Below are 16577 nucleotides of genomic sequence, written 5' to 3' on the forward strand. Positions count from 1 at the left end.
CTGTATAGGGACAGGCTGTTTTTGTCGAAACATATTCCATATCTTATGTCAGTATCTGACAAATTTTCAAAAAGAACAAGACTATAATAGGCAGTGCTTGAGTGCTAAATCGATTTGTACCAAGGAGAAAGAAGGTGGAGCATGTACTATGAGTTATACATAGACGTGTTGTTTTTGGAGAACTTTATGATGGACTCCCTGCTTCTTCTTGCAGTGAATAAAGTAATCAAAAGCCCATCTACATATGGTCGTATATTTTTAGGGAGCGCTGTAGGAAGCGGGCTTACCTGTCTGGTAATTTCCCTGCCGCTTCCAGGAGCCGTTAAATTTTTGCTATTCCATATGGTGGTAAATACCATAATGATAAAAGCTGGAATAAAGATAAAAGGAATAAAAGCTCTGGGAAAAGCCTTGTGTCTTTTGTACCTGTCTTCTTTCCTTCTGGGTGGAATTTTACAGTTTCTACATCCCTATATCCGAACAGCAAGCCTGTTTTTTTTCGCTGCTGTGTGCAGCTACTGCCTGTTGATAAAGGGATGGGAATTTTTAAGAAGGACTGGAAGAGAACAGAAGAATATCTGTACGGTCATATTGTATACGAATACAGGAGAGTATGAAATCAAGGCTCTGATTGATACAGGAAATACTTTGGAGGATTCTTTGACGGGAGAACCGGTAAGTATCATAGACAAAGTGTTTGCCAAAACTATCTGTAAGGAGGAACCGCTGAAAGGGTTTCACTACATACCATACCGGTGTGTCGGGAAAGAAAGTGTAATGCCTGCTTTTGTGATCGAACGAATGTGTATTCACATGGAGGAAGAAAAGTGGGTGTTTCGTCCGGTGCTTGGAATTGGAGAAGAAAGAATATCAGAACAGGATGCATATCAGATGATTTTGAATCCTGACATATTAGGAGGAATATAAAATGATTGTAAAAGTCGCTGTACCGCAGCAGTTTAAATTAAAAGTAATACCCGATATACGAAGTCTGTTGTTTGCAAACCATAAGGAAATCCATTACATTGGAGGGTCAGAAGTTTTGCCGGCGCCGCTGGATAACGAACGGGAGACGGAAGTGATACAAAGGCTTGGCTCTGAATATGACCAGGAGGCAAAAAAGCTGTTGATTGAACATAATTTGCGGCTTGTCGTTTACATAGCAAAGAAATTTGACAATACGGGTGTTGGAGTTGAGGATCTGATTTCTATCGGAACCATTGGACTTATCAAAGCCATCAATACGTTTAATCCGACGAAAAAAATCAAGCTGGCAACCTATGCGTCAAGGTGTATTGAAAATGAAATATTAATGTATCTGCGGCGGAATAATAAGACAAAGCTAGAGGTGTCTATTGATGAGCCATTAAATGTAGACTGGGATGGAAATGAACTGCTCCTTTCTGATATTTTAGGAACGGAGGAGGATACAATCTATAAAGATCTGGAGAATGAGGCGGAGAGAAAATTACTTGTCCGTGCAATCAATAAGCTTTCCAGCAGGGAGAAGATGATCATCAAAATGCGGTTTGGCCTTGACAATCCAGAAGGAAAAGAAAAGACACAGAAGGAAGTGGCAGATTTGCTTGGAATTTCGCAGTCTTATATCTCGCGTCTGGAAAAGAAAATTATGCAGAGACTCAAAAGAGAAATGGTACGATACGAATAAAAGAGGTGTATATCGCATAAAAAGGTGGTACAATAAGAAAAAAAGGGTTGGTGAAGCTTATGAAACTGAACTTTATAGGAGCAGCCCACGAAGTGACAGGCAGCTGTCATCTGCTTGAGGCGGCAGGGAAACATATTCTGATCGACTGCGGAATGGAGCAGGGCCCAGATTTGTATGAAAATCCCGGACTTCCTCTTGCAGCGGCAGAGGTTGACTATGTCCTTTTGACACACGCACATATCGATCATTCCGGCATGCTGCCTAAACTCGTAAAGGATGGATTTAAAGGGCAGATTATGACAACGTTTGCGACGGCAGATCTCTGCAATATTATGCTTCGGGACAGTGCGCATATTCAGGAATTTGAGGCAGAATGGCGCAATAGAAAAGGAAAGCGTTCTGGAGCTCCCCTCTATGAACCGATTTATGACATGCAGGATGCGCTCGATGCAATTGAGCTGCTTGTTCCCTGCCAATATGGAGAACGGATTACTATCTGCGAAGGAATACAGATTCGCTTTACAGATGTAGGACATCTGCTTGGATCGGCAAGTATCGAAGTGTGGGTGACAGAGGAAAATGTCACAAAGAAAATTGTTTTTTCCGGAGATGTAGGGAATACGAACCAGCCGATTATCAAAGATCCTACTTATACGGAGACAGCCGATTATATCGTGATCGAATCCACCTATGGCAATCGGGTGCATACGACGGAAAAGATTGACTATGTGGGAGATTTTACGCAGATATTAAAAGAGACATTTAAAAAAGGCGGAAATGTGGTGATCCCGTCTTTCGCTGTGGGAAGAACACAGGAGATATTGTATTTTATCAGGGAAATCAAAGAAAAGAATTTATTAAGTGAGTTTCCGGATTTTGAAGTGTATCTGGACAGTCCTCTTGCAATTGAGGCAACAAAGGTGTTTACAAAAAATATGAGAGACTGCTTTGATACAGAGGCAATGGAGTTGGTCAATGCGGGTATCAATCCGCTTGTATTTCCAGGACTGAAGGTTTCTACCACGAGTGATGACTCTAAGCTGATTAATTTTATTGAAAAGCCAAAGGTTATTGTATCCGCATCGGGAATGTGTGATGCAGGCAGAATTCGCCATCACCTAAAGCACAATCTATGGCGTCCGGAATGTACCGTACTGTTTGTGGGCTATCAGGCAGATGGAACATTAGGGCGCAGACTGCTGGGCGGAGAGAAGAAGGTAAAACTTTTCGGAGAAGAAATTGAGGTACGGGCGAGGATAGAAAGTCTTCATGGGGTGAGTGGACATGCGGATAAAGAGGGGCTTCTTGCCTGGCTGAAGGGCTTTAGAAGTCCGATTGAGAGAGTGTTTGTTGTCCATGGAGAGGATGAGGTGACCGAAGAGTTTGCCAGAACGATAGAAGAGAACCTGCAAGTAAAAGCCTGGGCTCCGTATCCGTGCGGACAGGTGGATCTGCTGAGCAATGAAATACTGGCTGAAGGGGTTCGGATTCCTGTCAAAGCAAAGAAAGCTGTTCAGAAAAAAGCAGATTCTGCATATGAACGTCTTATGAGGGCAGGTCGTTATCTTCTGGATGTCATCACAAGAAACGAGGGTATGTCTAATAAAGATAAAGCAAAATTTGAAAGTCAAATACAGAATCTGGCAGAAAAATGGGATAAAATCGAATAAAACATAGATAGAACGCCTGGTTGGAGGCACAGACGGTCTGTAGTCTATACTACAGGAAAGATGGGATTTCCTGTTTGTACAGAATACAGACCGTAATTTTTTGTCAAGGGCTAAAAGTTTATAAAATTTTCTTCCTTACCGCATATCTTGTGCCTACTGTGAGAATCATTTTATTAGAAAATGTTTCTAGGAGGATTCTTGAAATGGCGTTAAATAAGGTAGAATTATGTGGAGTGAATACGGCGAAGCTGCCTCTTTTAAAGGAGGAAGAAAAGGAGGCACTCTTTGTGCGTATCAAGGAAGGGGATGAACAGGCGCGGGAGGAATATATTAAGGGAAATTTAAGGCTGGTTTTAAGCGTTATCAAAAGATTTGCGGCAAGCAATGAAAATGCGGATGATTTATTTCAGATTGGCTGTGTCGGCCTTATGAAAGCAGTCGATCATTTTGATCCGGAACGGATGGTAAAGTTTTCGACTTATGCAGTGCCAATGATTATAGGGGAGATTCGCCGCTATTTAAGAGATAATAATTCTATCCGCGTAAGCCGTTCTCTTCGGGATACAGCCTATAAGGCGATCTATGCAAAGGAAGGGTATATCAAAAAGCATCTGAAGGAACCAACAGTGCAGGAAATTGCGGATGAGATAGGGATATCCAAAGAAGACATTGTATTTGCTTTAGACGCAATTCAGATGCCTATGAGCCTGCAGGAACCGGTATACAGCGACGGCGGGGATACATTGTACGTGATGGATCAGGTAAGCGATAAGAAAAACAAAGAAGAAAACTGGATTGAGGAATTATCCTTGGAGGCTGCGATGGAGAGACTGAATGAAAGAGAACGGTATATTATTACACTGCGCTTTTTTGAAGGAAAAACACAGATGGAAGTGGCAGAGGAAATTAAAATTTCACAAGCACAGGTGAGCCGACTGGAAAAAAATGCATTAAAAGTAATGCGGCAGTATCTGCTCGGAGAATAATGCCGATATTGAAAAAATGCTCTGTTTTTAGTTGAAATTTCCAGAACTTCATACTATGATATTCATAGATTGTCAGCAAGGCAAAAAGGAAGGGATGAAAAAGGGAAGATGTACAAGGCTTGTATTTTTGATTTGGATGGGACACTGGCGGACACTTTAGAATCACTGGTTTTTTCGGTAAATCAGACATTACAGGAGATGGGGCTTCCTTTCATTACAGAGGAGCAGTGCAGAAGATTTGTGGGAAATGGGGCAAGAGTACTGATAGAGAAGGCACTCTTAACAAGCGGTGAAGACGCCAAAAGCCGTCTTGAGGAAGGGATGGAACGGTATAGACGTATATTTGACGCAAACTGCACATATCATGTAATACCTTATGAAGGGATAGAAACACTTCTCGATGTGCTCAAGAAACGAGGAATGAAGCTTGCTGTACTGTCAAACAAACCGGATGCCCAGGCAGTAAAGGTGGCAGAGGAAGTATTTGGAAGAGGAAGGTTTGACCAGATTCAGGGTCAGAAAGAAGGTGTACCCAGAAAACCAGACCCTTCTGCAGCGCTTGCGATTGCAAAAAGTCTGGGAGCCACAGTGGAGGAAACGATCTATATCGGTGACTCAGAGGTGGACATTGCTACAGGAAGGGCGGCAAAAATGCTGACGATAGGCGTGGCATGGGGCTTTAGAGGAGCCAAAGAGCTAAAGGAAGCAGGCGCCGGATATATTGTCGGTTCCCCGGACGAAATCATAAAGCTGATAGAGAAAAAGGAGGAAAATGGACATGAATGAGTATGATGAAGAATGTTTACTTACTTTTCTGAAGAACCAATCTCAGTTGTTTGATGAACCGGTCGCGGAGACACTGGAAGAGGCAGAAGCATTTCTGGAGGACTGTATGGCGGTTGTTGTAGAATCGCTGGATGAAGTGAAGGAATATTTTGAGGAGATCGGAGCAGATGTAGAAGAGATGTCGAAAGAGGAACTGGAAGAAGCTTCGGAAGTATTCGTTCTTCCCAATGGAAAATACCTGATTGTAGAAGGGTGAAAAGAAAGCCGCAGTTATTCGACTGCGGCTTTTTCAACGGCTTCCTTGATTGCATCCAGGATAACCTGTGATGTATAAGGGGTATCCTCAGAGAGTGCAATTTCTTCTAAGGACTGGGTATCATAGATTTGTTCCGCAATATCTTCTATGGCGGGCTGGATGAGTGGAAACATCGTTGCCATTGCTTCATCCAGATTAGAGAACCGGATGGAGTTGATTCGGGATTCATCTACGGATACCTCTACCTCCAGGTTTGTGTTATTTAATGTAAGGGAAGAAGTATAGATACCCGGAGTATATTTTTTCGTATCTGCATTTTTCCCGTTTCCGTCCGGTTTGAACATTACTACAAGCAGGACGATCAAAAGAATGGCAAGCGCTGCAAAAACAGCAGTGTAGATAATTTCTTTCATATGCAGGACGACAATTTTTGTTTTGGAACCCATAGAGTAACCTCCCAATGTATTTTTTATAAGTGTATGACACGGATAGGAAAAATATTCGTATCTTTGCGTGACAAACAAAGAGTCATCCTGTAAAATGAATACGTGAAGTGAGAGGTGAAAGATATGTTTATTATAGCAGGATTAGGAAATCCGACGCGGGACTATGAAGGGACCAGGCATAATGCTGGATTTGAAGTAATAGATGCGTTGGCGGAAAAATATAATATAGCAGTAGATACAAAAAAGCACAGGGCATATATTGGAAAGGGAATGATTGCCGGTCAAAAAGTGATATTGGCAAAGCCACAGACATACATGAATTTGAGTGGAGAGAGTATAAAAAGTCTGGTGGATTACTATAAGATAGATACGGTCTCTAATTTGCTTGTCATCTATGATGATATCAGCCTGAACCCAGGGCAGATTCGAATCCGGGAAAAGGGAAGCGCCGGAGGGCACAACGGAATCAAGAATATTATTGCCCATCTGGGAAACCAGGTGTTTTTGCGGATAAAAGTCGGAGTCGGACAAAAACCTCCGAAACAGGATTTAGCGGATTATGTACTAGGACATTTTACAAAAAATGAGGAAGAAAAAATGCAGGAGGGATATGCGCACGCGGTTATAGCCGCGGAACGGATTCTCTCTGGAGAGATAACGTCGGCGATGAATGAATTTAATCGAAAAAAGAAGGATGAATAGAGGATATGCAGGCTTTTTTGGCGCCGCTTAATGAACTCGCGGATTATCAGGAAATAAGAAAAGAGCGAAAAAAAGAAGCAGGATTTGTGCAGATTTCGGGGTGTGTAAAATCGCAGAAAACCCATCTGATGTATGCACTCAGCGATGGTTTTGAATACAAAATCATCGCCTTTTCCAGTGAAGAAAAAGCAAAAGAAGCGTATGAAGAATACCGTTTCTTGGACGAAAATGTATTTTTGTATCCGGCAAAGGATTTATTATTTTACCAGGCAGATATTCAGGGAAGTCTTTTGGTAAGCAGGAGGATGGAAGTAATCCGTGCTATTGTGGAAAAGGAAATGTCCCAATCTATCACAGTGATTACAACAATAGATGCGTTTTTAGATGGATTGCCTTCTCCGGATGAAATTTTAAAGAGGAGAATCTGTATATCCAATGCGGATTCTGTAGACTTTACAGCGCTTCAAAAAAGACTTTCCCAGCTTGGGTATGAACGGGAAGAACAGATACAGGGGCCAGGACAGTTTGCAGTGCGGGGAGGAATCTTAGATGTCTATCCCTTGACAGAGGAATTGCCTGTGCGGATTGAATTATGGGGAGATGAAATTGATTCTATTCGTACCTTCGATGTGGAGAGTCAGCGTTCCGTAGAGAATTTAGAACGGATTGTAATATATCCGGCGAAAGAAAAAGAAGAAAAAGGAAGAAATGTTTCCTTTTTGGAGTATTTTCCGAAGAAAGACAGCCTGTTATTTTTAGACGAGCCGATCCGCCTGACAGAGCGTGCCAAGGAAGTAGAGGCGGAATATCTGCATAGCAGAGAAAAACGGGAGACGGCGGGAATAGATGAGGATGGAGAGGATCTCACTGTATATCCAGTCAAAAGGATTGCAGAGGAGATGAATGAGTATTTTGGAATCGCCCTTACTATGCTGGAATCAAAATGCGGCTCTTTTAAAGTACACAGCACTTTTAGCATGCAGACAAAGGGAGTGAACCCATACAACAATAGCTTTGAATTACTGACCCGAGATTTGAAAAGGCTGAAAAGCGCGGGGTACCGAGTTGTTCTTCTCTCTGGCTCCAGAACGAGAGCAAAAAGGCTCGCGGAGGATCTGCGCGATTATGATTTGAGCAGTTTTTATAGTGAAGATATGCAGAGGAAAGTAAAACCCGGCGAAATTATGGCTGCGTATGGTCATGTGGCAGAAGGATACGAGTATCCCATGCTGAAATTCATGGTGATTTCAGAAACGGATATATTCGGGAAAAAGAAGAAAAAGAAAAAACGGCGTGCTTATGAAGGCCAGAAAATCCAGAATTTTTCCGAGTTAAAAGTGGGGGATTATGTAGTCCATGAAAATCATGGCCTGGGTATCTATCAGGGAATTGAAAAAATTGAAATAGACAAAGTGACAAAAGATTATATGAAAATTTCTTATGCAGATGGAGGAAGTTTATATATTCTGGCGACACAGTTAGATTTAATTCAAAAATACGCAGGAGCAGACGCTAAGAAGCCTAAATTGAATAAGCTTGGCACCAGCCAGTGGGCGAAAACAAAGAAACAGGTAAGAGGGGCAGTACAGGAGGTTGCAAAGGACTTAGTAGAGCTGTATGCAAAAAGGCAGCAGTCCAAAGGGTATGCCTATGAGCAGGATACAGTGTGGCAGAAGGAGTTTGAAGAGATGTTTCCTTTTGAGGAGACAGAGGATCAGATTCATGCCATTGAAGATACAAAGCGGGATATGGAAAGTGCGAAAATTATGGACCGCCTTATCTGCGGGGATGTAGGATATGGGAAAACGGAGATTGCCATACGCGCGGCGTTTAAAGCTGTACAGGAAGGCCGGCAGGTAGTCTATTTAGTGCCTACAACGATTCTTGCACAGCAGCATTACAATACCTTTGTGCAGCGGATGAAAGATTTCCCTGTGCGTATTGACCTGCTTTGCAGATTTCGGACATCACTGCAGCAGAAAAAGACGGTGGAGGATTTGAAAAAGGGGCTGGTAGATATTGTGATTGGTACTCATAGAGTACTGTCAAAAGACGTACAATATAAAAATTTAGGGCTCCTTGTGATCGACGAAGAGCAGCGCTTTGGAGTTACGCATAAGGAAAAGATTAAGAAATTAAAAGAGAATGTAGATGTTTTGACACTGACTGCCACTCCAATCCCGCGTACACTCCATATGAGCCTGATAGGAATCAGAGATATGAGTGTACTTGAGGAAGCGCCTATGGATCGGATGCCGATTCAGACATATGTGATGGAATACAATGACGAGATGGTGCGCGAGGCGATTGTAAGAGAGCTTTCAAGAAACGGACAGGTATACTATGTATATAATCGGGTGACAGATATTGCTGATATAACAGGAAGGATACAAAGACTAGTACCTGAGGCAAATGTTTCTTTTGCACATGGACAGATGAATGAGCGCCAGCTGGAAAATATTATGTATGATTTTATCAATGGGGACATTGATGTTCTGGTGTGTACAACCATCATTGAGACAGGTATGGATATATCCAATGCAAACACTATGATTATCCATGACGCAGACCGTCTGGGACTTTCCCAGTTATATCAGCTTAGAGGCAGAGTAGGAAGATCGAATCGCATGGCATATGCATTTTTGCTGTACCGCAGAGACAGACTTTTAAAGGAGGTAGCGGAGAAACGCCTGGCGGCGATAAGAGAATTTACAGATCTGGGCTCTGGGTTCAAAATCGCTATGCGGGATCTGGAAATAAGAGGCGCAGGAAACCTGCTCGGAGAGGCGCAGCACGGGCATATGGCGGCAGTGGGATATGATTTATACTGCAAAATGCTTGGAGAAGCAGTAAGGCGGTTAAAAGGAGAATCGGAAGAAGAAATATTTACTACAACAATGGATTTAAATGTAGATGCCTACATTCCAGAGACATATATTCCAAATGAATATCAGAAGCTTGATATTTATAAACGGATTGCCGGAATTGAAAGTGAAGAAGAATTAGAGGATATGACGGAAGAACTGATAGACCGGTTTGGAGATATTCCAAAGAGAGTGGAGCAGCTTCTTTGTATCGCCCGCTTAAAAGCACTGGCACATTCCTGTTATGTGACTGCAGTGGAACAAAAAGGCAGCGAACTGAAAATTACGATGTATGAGAAGGCACGTCTGGAGCCACAGAAAATACCAGAGCTTTTGGAAGCGTATGCGGGAAGCCTGACATTTAAAAATGAAGAGCCTCCGTATTTTCTTTATCAGAGGAAGGGGAAAAATATCCAGAAGAAACAGGAAGATATACTGAAAGTAACAGAAAAGCTTCTGCTGGATATGGAGCGCTTAAAAGCGGGCTGAACTGTTACAAAATTTCAGACAGATGGCAGGCAAAATTTCAGAAGGGGTTGTCTGTCTGTAAAAAACAGGGTATAATATATAAGTTATTCGGGGTACTCGATAGAATTTTGCCCGAAGAAATCTACTTAGGAGGATAGTATGAGACCGTTTAGGAAGAAAATAGTCATCTCGGCAGCAGTTTTGGTCCTGGCAGTAACCGGGGTTACAGGATGTAAAGCTTCGGACGATGCCGTTGTAGCAGAAGTTGGGAATGAGGAGATTCCATTTGGCGTTGCGAATTTCTATGCAAGAATGCAGCAGGCGCAGTATGAAACGTATTATGCTGGTATGATGGGGACGACACCGGAGGCAATGTGGACACAGGAGTCCGGAGAAGATAAAACCTATGAGGAAACGACAAAGGAGAGTATTCTAAAAAATCTGGAAGATATGTATCTTCTTTCCCAGCATATGGAAGAATACGATATAAGTATTACAGAGGAAGATAAAAAGGCCATTGCAAAAGCGGTGGGAATATTTGATGAGGATAATAGCCTGGAAGACAAAGAAATGGTCTCCGGATATAAAAAGAATGTGGAGAAAATATTGCAGCTTGCAACAATACAAACGCGGATGAAAGAAGCAATGACGGCGGATGTGGATACAGAGGTTTCTGATGAGGAAGCGGCGCAGAAGAGTATGCAGTATGTATACTTTTCTTATACGACAACAGATGAAAGTGGAAATTCTGTAACGCTGACTGATGAGGAGAAAGAAGCGCTTAAAACAACGGCACAGGAATTTGTGGATAATCTAAATGCAGATGAAACAAGAAATATAGACACTGCGGCCGCAAATGCAGGGCTGGAAGTGCAGACAGCAACATTTGATTCTGAATCGACCAGTCCGAATGCAGATTTAGTTGCGGCGGCAGATGCGCTGGAAAAGGAAGGGGAAATTGCCGGACCTGTTGTGACAGACAGCGGGATATATGTAGCCAAGCTTACTAGTCTTTTGGACAGAGAAGCAACTGATGCAAAAAAGACAAGTATTGTGGAAGAGCGTAAAGAAGAGCAGTATGATAAATTGTTAGAAAAATGGCGGAATGATACAGAGATTAAAGTACACAAAAATGTGTGGAAAAAAGTAGATTTTGAAGACCAGGGCGTGACGATTCTGGAAAGCCCAGATGAGTATACGGATGAAACAACAGAGGAATAATGTAAAATGAAAAAGGATAGTCTCCAAAAGAGACTGTCCTTTTTTAGAAATATATAATTTAGTAACAGTTCAGCCATACAGTGTGCGCCCATCAATGAGTAAAACGGTGGCGGCAGCCACGATAAGCACGCAGTGCGGTTTTACGAATGGCGCGGGCTGAACTGTTACATAATTTGCGATACATGGTATTTAAATATATTCTAGTTTTTCAAAATAATGCATCAGAATATCCGGACAGTTATCAATGCCAAGCTGTGAAGTATCTAGAATCATATGATAATCATTTACATCTCCCCACGTTTTACCTGTATGTTCATAATAGTAAGCAGCACGCTGTTCATCCGTGGATTCAACTAATTCCTTTGCTTGTTCATAGGTAAGAGAATATAATTTTATGATCCTCTGTATCCGATCTTCTTTTTGAGCACATACGAAAATGTTCAGTACATTTAGCTTATCCTTGAGTATATCAGAAGCACAGCGTCCAAGAATAATACATGGGTGCTCTGCAAGCTTACGAATTGCCTGCGCCTCATTTTCGTATATATGGTCATTTAGCTGTTGCTCAATGGAAGCTTTATCATAGACAGGGATATGAAGTCGTTTAGAAAGCTCTTCCGCAATTACGCTGGCACCGGTTCCGAAACGACGGCTCATAGTAATGACTAACTTCATAATAACTCCTCCTTTGTATATGCTGTACATTATAACACTAATCTGTAAAAAAATGAAGAATTATCTATTTGAGCTCTTCTGCTATTTTTTCTGCGAGTTCCTTTAATAACTGTGTATGCTCCGTTTTCAAAGCAGATTTGACTGCGAAATTTTCCGTAATAAGACGAATATTTTTCATTTCACCTAACTTTGACTCTATGAGTTTTGCAGACTGGGGAGCCCAGCTTCCATTCCCAAGAACAGCAAAAGTTCGGTTTTGTACAGCAAGTGCTTTCATATCTTCCAGATAATTATCCATGAGTGGATAGATACCATTATTATAAGTTGGAGCGGCCAGGACGATATGACTGTATTTAAAGGTATCAGAAATCAATTCAGAAACATGTGTCTTTGAGATATTGTGAAAGCAGATATTTTTTACTCCTGCTTCTGCAAGCATGGAAGCAAAGATTTCTGCCATGTTTTCTGTATTTCCATACATAGAAGCCGCCGCGATCATAACACCTTTCTCTTCCGGCTCATACTTACTCCAGGTGTTGTATTTGTCCAGAATGTAAGAGAGATTATTTCTCCATATTGGGCCATGAAGAGGGCAGAGCATTAGGATATCCAGTCCGGCTGCTTTTTTCAGTACATTTTGTACCTGCATGCCGTACTTACCGACGATATTTGTATAATAACGCCTTGCTTCATCCAGCCAGTCGCGGTCGAAATCAATTTCATCATTAAAAAGATTGCCGTTTAAAGCACCGAAAGTTCCGAACGCGTCGGCAGAGAAAAGGATTTTGTCTGTTTCATCATAAGTCATCATAACTTCCGGCCAGTGCACCATAGGCGCCATAACAAAGTGCAGGGTATGTCTGCCAAAATTGAGAGAATCTCCTTCTTTTACTGTAACCGTTTTACCTTCTGTTTCTAGATCATAAAACTGGTTGATTAAGGGAAATGTTTTTGCATTTCCGATTATTTTAAGTTCAGGATAACGCAAAAGAAGATCTTCGATCAAAGCACAATGATCCGGTTCCATATGATTTACAATGAGATAATCTAAGGAACGTCCGTTTAAGGCTGCTGTGACATTTTCAAGAAACTGTCGGCTTATTGCAGCATCAGCAGTGTCTAAAAGCACAGTTTTTTCATCCATTAATAAGTAAGCATTGTAAGATACGCCTTTAGAAAGCGGAAAAATATTTTCAAATAGTTCCAGGCGTCTGTCATTTCCTCCTACCCAGTACAAATCCTCTGTTATTTTTCTGTAATTATGCATTTGTGAGTTCCTCCTTTATATTATAGAAAAGATAACATTCAATTATAAGGTTACTGCCGTATCTATTTTAACATAAAAGTGGAAATTAGCAAGACAGGTACTTGTTTTCGTACAAAAAGTATCATTTTGTCTGGAAGAATTGTAATCAAAGGGAAAATAGATTATAGTAAAGAGGTCATAACAGTGAAGGGAGAAAAAGTATGTTATTTGTATGTTATCCAAAATGCAGCACCTGCCAGAGAGCAAAAAAATGGCTGGAGGCAAACCATATTTCTTTTGAAGAAAGAGACATCAAAACAGAGAATCCATCTGCCGTTGAGCTGGAAGAATGGTACAAAAAAAGTGGACTTCCACTCAAAAAATTTTTCAATACAAGTGGAAAACTTTATAAAGAAATGCAGTTGAAAGAAAAATTGGCATCGATGAGTGAAAAAGAACAGCTTAAGCTTCTAGGACAAGACGGTATGCTTGTAAAACGCCCCATTCTCGTTACAGAAAAAGAAGTATTGGTAGGATTTAAAGAAAAGGAGTGGGAGGAGAAAATATAAATTTAAGCTGGCGAAAGTGTAAGCGAGGGAGGGCGTGTGTTGAAAAAGTGAGGAATTCCGGCGAAGCCCTGACGAACATTGCAATACACGCCCTCTTGCGCGAACCATTTTTGTTAGCTTCCGCAGTGTCAGCTCAATTCCGCTGCGCTCCATTTCGCTATCGGCAGTCGCCAAATGAAAAGAAGCAGACAAACTTCAGTTTACATGCAAGCATGACACAGAGTTTGCCTGTTCTTTTCGCATTGCTTGTTGCTTCGTTAAATCTATAAATTTTTAATTTCTATATCTCCGGAGTCTACGATAATATGGATTGTTTTATTGGTTTCTCCATCGGTTTTATAGTATTCTTCCATGACTTCATCTTCGGAGTAGTAACCTTTTGGCGCATCTTCTGGAAGGCGTATACTTCCGAAGTCTGTGTTCAAATCAAAGGTATATATTTTCAGCGCTTCAGGCAGAAGAAGGGTCATGTCTCCGAAATCATTTTCTCCATTGAAGGAATCCAGTGTATTTGCTTCCATATAAAAATCACCGGAATCTATCTCAACAGATGCTTCTTTTCCTGAAAAATCTTTTAATGTGGAGTCACCGAAAGCATTTATAAGAGAGAGTACCTCTGCGTGGACAGATTTTGTGACAACATCACCGGCATCCATATCTACTGTCAGATTTTTAAATGAGGAATCTTCTATATTTAAATCGCCATAATCGAGAGTTATATCCGCTGTATCGGCGGAAGTCGATGAGACGGAAAAATTGCCGGCATCATTGTAAACAGTTAGTGTTCCAAGTACTGTATTCTCGGGAACATACAGATTACAGTAGGATTTTGTATTGGACATATTTGAAAAATCAAAGCCGAAGTTAATAAAGGAAATAGAAGAACCGTCCTGATTAAAATATAGTGTATCACCTTTTACCTCGTATGAGGGCTCATTGTAATCTCCGTCCAGAATATATTCTATATAGTAGTTTTTGTCATCAGAGGGCAGAATACGGAGGTCTGCCATGGAATTTATGTCAATCTGTACATTTTTGAAAGAATCTATTTTCGTCTTTTCGAGTCTATATTCTGTCTGAGAGGATACAGAAACAATTCCTTTTTGTGTCCAGGAGATTCCAGGGCGTCCGCCTGCGGCAAAGCCGATGCCTGTAAAGAGAAGTCCGGCTGCCATTAAGGAACAGGAGAAAAGTAAAATCCTTTTTGTTGTTTTTTTCATTTTTCTCGTCCTCCTTTTGCGATTTTTCCAAGTGAACAAGTCGTCTTTTTCAAAAACCATTTAAATAGTAAAATAGCACCATATATACAGAGAATACCTGTACCCAGAGCAAAAATCCCCAAGCCTAAATTGCATAGCCCGTCAGGAAATGTGTGAAACAAGAGAATACTGCCTCCAAATATTCCCAGGACGCCGGCTGCTGCTACCGCTATAGCACAGAGAATCAGAGAAAATAGAAGAACGAATACCGTAAAAATCAGAGCCACCGCGACAATGACAAAAGCAAGCATAAGCGGCAGGGCAATCGGCGCCGCACATACGCCCAGGATTCCTACCCAGACGGCGGAAAGCCCTTTTTTCATTGTCTTTGGTGGTTCTTCTATATTTTGTTCGGCAAGATTCATAATCAATTCTTTTGCAGCTTCCTCAGGAGAACCAAGATCCGCAATCGCCTGTTGTTCATTCTCAGGGCCGGCATCTTCAAAATACTCATCAAAATAGGCAAGCGCCTTGTCATAGTCTTCCTTTGGCAGGCGGCGCAATTTTCTTGCAAGCTGTTTCATATATTCATTTTTATTCATTTGAAATTCCTCCCTTTACAATGTCGTCGATAATGGTTTTATAAGCTTCCCATTCCTTGAGCAGCTCTTGCTGATGTCTGCGGCCGTCCTCTGTGATGGAGTAGTACTTACGGTTACGGCCTTGATACTGCATATCATAGGCTTCTACCAGACTATTTTCCTGAAGTCTTTTGAGAATCGGGTAAAGTGTGGAGTCCTTTGTGTTGGAAGCACGTTTGATAATCTGACTTATCTGGTAGCCGTAAGTGTCCCCCTCGGCGATGACAGATAAGACGAGAAAATCAAGCATAGGCGCATTTAAAGTAAATGTCATAGTACACCAGTCCTTTCTATATAATAATTTTAAATATATATAAATAAAATGCATATATTTAATATGTTTATATTATATAGTGTATAATATATAATGTCAATAGGTATTTGAAAAATAAAATTACAGGATACTTGTTGAAAGATAAGAAGATAGAGTATAATGAAAAACAGATTTTAAGGAATCTTAAAATGTGAAAAAAGAGAAGAAAGGGCTGGAGACAGGAGGCATATATGTATAAGATTTTTATCGTAGAGGATGACATTACAATTGCGCAGAGTGTGAGAAAGCACTTGGAAAAATGGGATTATTCAGTATGTGTGGCACAGGATTTTCATAATGTCATGGAAGAATTCGTTGCGTTTGGTCCAGAGCTTGTGCTGCTGGATATTCTGCTTCCATTTTATAACGGATATCATTGGTGTACAGAAATAAGAAGAAATTCCAGAGTGCCTATACTATTTCTGTCATCTGCCAGTGACAATATGAATATTGTCATGGCAATGAATATGGGCGGAGATGATTTTGTGGAGAAACCGTTTGATCTAAATGTGCTGACGGCAAAAATACAGGCTCTTCTTCGAAGGACATATTCTTTTCAAGGACAGGTCAATTTGTTGGAGAGAAATGGTGCGTTTCTGAATTTGAGCGATGCTACGCTGACATATAAAAATGAAAAAATAGAATTGACAAAAAACGATTTTAAAATATTAAAAGTACTTATGGAAAACGCTGGGAAAATTGTAAAAAGGGAAGAACTGATGCAGCGTTTGTGGGAGAGTGACACATTTATTGACGACAATACACTGACCGTAAATATAACGAGAATCCGAAAAAAATTGGAGGAGGCAGATTTAAGAGATTTTATAAAGACCAAGAAAGGAATCGGGTATTTAATAGAATGATGA

General features: G+C 41.1%; 17 protein-coding genes. 11 read left to right on the forward strand and 6 right to left on the reverse strand.

Features of this window, described 5'->3' with window-relative positions; genetic code table 11:
- Positions 1–141: 141 nt before the first annotated feature.
- The 6 genes from H8S37_RS01300 (at position 142) to H8S37_RS01325 (ending at position 5367) form a co-directional block, all read left to right on the forward strand.
- Positions 142–927, forward strand: coding sequence for a sigma-E processing peptidase SpoIIGA (locus H8S37_RS01300; RefSeq protein WP_186874253.1), 786 nt, complete (start codon positions 142–144; stop codon positions 925–927).
- 1 nt (position 928) lies between these two features.
- Positions 929–1669, forward strand: coding sequence for an RNA polymerase sporulation sigma factor SigE (gene sigE, locus H8S37_RS01305; protein WP_186874254.1), 741 nt, complete (start codon positions 929–931; stop codon positions 1667–1669).
- Positions 1670–1728: 59 nt separating this feature from the next.
- Entirely contained in the window at positions 1729–3339 is a 1611-nt protein-coding gene (locus H8S37_RS01310; RefSeq protein ID WP_186874255.1) for an MBL fold metallo-hydrolase RNA specificity domain-containing protein, read from the forward strand.
- Positions 3340–3542: 203 nt separating this feature from the next.
- Positions 3543–4325, forward strand: a complete 783-nt coding sequence (gene sigG / locus H8S37_RS01315) for an RNA polymerase sporulation sigma factor SigG (protein ID WP_186874256.1) — start codon at positions 3543–3545, stop codon at positions 4323–4325.
- Between the two features lie 108 nt (positions 4326–4433).
- Positions 4434–5111 (forward strand): HAD family hydrolase, encoded by a 678-nt coding sequence (locus tag H8S37_RS01320; RefSeq protein ID WP_186874257.1) that lies wholly within the window; start codon positions 4434–4436, stop codon positions 5109–5111.
- On the forward strand, positions 5104–5367 hold the full coding sequence (locus H8S37_RS01325; RefSeq protein ID WP_186874258.1) for a glyoxalase: 264 nt from the start codon (positions 5104–5106) through the stop codon (positions 5365–5367). Before H8S37_RS01320 ends, H8S37_RS01325 begins: the two co-directional genes overlap by 8 nt.
- 14 nt (positions 5368–5381) lie before the next feature.
- Here the strand turns inward: H8S37_RS01325 and H8S37_RS01330 are convergent, their stop codons facing one another.
- The gene (locus H8S37_RS01330) at positions 5382–5813 is read right to left on the reverse strand and encodes an FMN-binding protein (RefSeq protein WP_186874259.1); all 432 of its coding nucleotides are present in this window, start codon (positions 5811–5813) and stop codon (positions 5382–5384) included.
- A 123-nt stretch (positions 5814–5936) separates the two neighbouring features.
- Between H8S37_RS01330 and pth the strand changes: the two genes are divergently transcribed.
- The 3 genes from pth (at position 5937) to H8S37_RS01345 (ending at position 11068) form a co-directional block, all read left to right on the forward strand.
- On the forward strand, positions 5937–6515 hold the full coding sequence (pth, locus tag H8S37_RS01335; RefSeq protein WP_186874260.1) for an aminoacyl-tRNA hydrolase: 579 nt from the start codon (positions 5937–5939) through the stop codon (positions 6513–6515).
- A gap of 5 nt (positions 6516–6520) precedes the next feature.
- Complete coding sequence (mfd, locus tag H8S37_RS01340; RefSeq protein WP_186874261.1) at positions 6521–9868, forward strand: transcription-repair coupling factor; 3348 nt, start codon at positions 6521–6523, stop codon at positions 9866–9868.
- 138 nt (positions 9869–10006) lie between these two features.
- Positions 10007–11068 carry a SurA N-terminal domain-containing protein gene (locus tag H8S37_RS01345; RefSeq protein WP_186874262.1) on the forward strand — a complete coding sequence of 354 codons (1062 nt, stop codon included), beginning with the start codon at positions 10007–10009 and terminating at the stop codon, positions 11066–11068.
- 189 nt (positions 11069–11257) lie between these two features.
- Here the strand turns inward: H8S37_RS01345 and H8S37_RS01350 are convergent, their stop codons facing one another.
- Together H8S37_RS01350 and H8S37_RS01355 are read right to left on the reverse strand one after the other, a co-directional pair.
- Entirely contained in the window at positions 11258–11743 is a 486-nt protein-coding gene (locus H8S37_RS01350; RefSeq protein ID WP_186874263.1) for a cytidylate kinase-like family protein, read from the reverse strand.
- A gap of 64 nt (positions 11744–11807) precedes the next feature.
- Positions 11808–13010 carry an FprA family A-type flavoprotein gene (locus H8S37_RS01355; RefSeq protein ID WP_186874264.1) on the reverse strand — a complete coding sequence of 401 codons (1203 nt, stop codon included), beginning with the start codon at positions 13008–13010 and terminating at the stop codon, positions 11808–11810.
- Positions 13011–13210: 200 nt separating this feature from the next.
- Here H8S37_RS01355 and H8S37_RS01360 point away from each other — a divergent pair, with 200 nt between their 5' ends.
- Positions 13211–13558 carry an arsenate reductase family protein gene (locus H8S37_RS01360; protein ID WP_186874265.1) on the forward strand — a complete coding sequence of 116 codons (348 nt, stop codon included), beginning with the start codon at positions 13211–13213 and terminating at the stop codon, positions 13556–13558.
- Positions 13559–13821: 263 nt separating this feature from the next.
- Here H8S37_RS01360 and H8S37_RS01365 read toward each other — a convergent pair whose 3' ends face one another.
- Genes H8S37_RS01365 through H8S37_RS01375 form a run of 3 tightly spaced genes read right to left on the reverse strand, consistent with a single transcriptional unit; the run spans position 13822 to position 15672 of the window.
- Entirely contained in the window at positions 13822–14778 is a 957-nt protein-coding gene (locus tag H8S37_RS01365) for a DUF4097 family beta strand repeat-containing protein (RefSeq protein WP_186874266.1), read from the reverse strand.
- A complete protein-coding gene (locus H8S37_RS01370) occupies positions 14775–15359 on the reverse strand; it encodes a DUF1700 domain-containing protein (protein WP_186874267.1) in 585 nt (194 codons plus the stop codon). Before H8S37_RS01370 ends, H8S37_RS01365 begins: the two co-directional genes overlap by 4 nt.
- Positions 15352–15672 carry a PadR family transcriptional regulator gene (locus H8S37_RS01375; RefSeq protein ID WP_186874268.1) on the reverse strand — a complete coding sequence of 107 codons (321 nt, stop codon included), beginning with the start codon at positions 15670–15672 and terminating at the stop codon, positions 15352–15354. Before H8S37_RS01375 ends, H8S37_RS01370 begins: the two co-directional genes overlap by 8 nt.
- 230 nt (positions 15673–15902) lie before the next feature.
- Between H8S37_RS01375 and H8S37_RS01380 the strand changes: the two genes are divergently transcribed.
- The gene (locus H8S37_RS01380; RefSeq protein WP_186874269.1) at positions 15903–16574 is read left to right on the forward strand and encodes a response regulator transcription factor; all 672 of its coding nucleotides are present in this window, start codon (positions 15903–15905) and stop codon (positions 16572–16574) included.
- Positions 16575–16577: the final 3 nt, after the last annotated feature.

The organism is Mediterraneibacter hominis, from assembly GCF_014287475.1.
GTDB classification, from domain to species: domain Bacteria; phylum Bacillota; class Clostridia; order Lachnospirales; family Lachnospiraceae; genus Mediterraneibacter; species Mediterraneibacter hominis.

Coding starts and splice junctions, on each gene's coding strand:
- H8S37_RS01360 (WP_186874265.1), top strand. CDS start 13,211: ATGTTATTTGTATGTTATCCAAAATGCAGCACCTGCCAGAGAGCAAAA.
- mfd (WP_186874261.1), top strand. CDS start 6,521: ATGCAGGCTTTTTTGGCGCCGCTTAATGAACTCGCGGATTATCAGGAA.
- H8S37_RS01330 (WP_186874259.1), bottom strand. CDS start 5,813: ATGGGTTCCAAAACAAAAATTGTCGTCCTGCATATGAAAGAAATTATC.
- H8S37_RS01310 (WP_186874255.1), top strand. CDS start 1,729: ATGAAACTGAACTTTATAGGAGCAGCCCACGAAGTGACAGGCAGCTGT.
- H8S37_RS01300 (WP_186874253.1), top strand. CDS start 142: ATGTACTATGAGTTATACATAGACGTGTTGTTTTTGGAGAACTTTATG.
- sigE (WP_186874254.1), top strand. CDS start 929: ATGATTGTAAAAGTCGCTGTACCGCAGCAGTTTAAATTAAAAGTAATA.
- H8S37_RS01380 (WP_186874269.1), top strand. CDS start 15,903: ATGTATAAGATTTTTATCGTAGAGGATGACATTACAATTGCGCAGAGT.
- H8S37_RS01355 (WP_186874264.1), bottom strand. CDS start 13,010: ATGCATAATTACAGAAAAATAACAGAGGATTTGTACTGGGTAGGAGGA.
- H8S37_RS01365 (WP_186874266.1), bottom strand. CDS start 14,778: ATGAAAAAAACAACAAAAAGGATTTTACTTTTCTCCTGTTCCTTAATG.
- sigG (WP_186874256.1), top strand. CDS start 3,543: ATGGCGTTAAATAAGGTAGAATTATGTGGAGTGAATACGGCGAAGCTG.
- H8S37_RS01370 (WP_186874267.1), bottom strand. CDS start 15,359: ATGAATAAAAATGAATATATGAAACAGCTTGCAAGAAAATTGCGCCGC.
- H8S37_RS01320 (WP_186874257.1), top strand. CDS start 4,434: ATGTACAAGGCTTGTATTTTTGATTTGGATGGGACACTGGCGGACACT.
- H8S37_RS01375 (WP_186874268.1), bottom strand. CDS start 15,672: ATGACATTTACTTTAAATGCGCCTATGCTTGATTTTCTCGTCTTATCT.
- H8S37_RS01325 (WP_186874258.1), top strand. CDS start 5,104: ATGAATGAGTATGATGAAGAATGTTTACTTACTTTTCTGAAGAACCAA.
- pth (WP_186874260.1), top strand. CDS start 5,937: ATGTTTATTATAGCAGGATTAGGAAATCCGACGCGGGACTATGAAGGG.
- H8S37_RS01350 (WP_186874263.1), bottom strand. CDS start 11,743: ATGAAGTTAGTCATTACTATGAGCCGTCGTTTCGGAACCGGTGCCAGC.
- H8S37_RS01345 (WP_186874262.1), top strand. CDS start 10,007: ATGAGACCGTTTAGGAAGAAAATAGTCATCTCGGCAGCAGTTTTGGTC.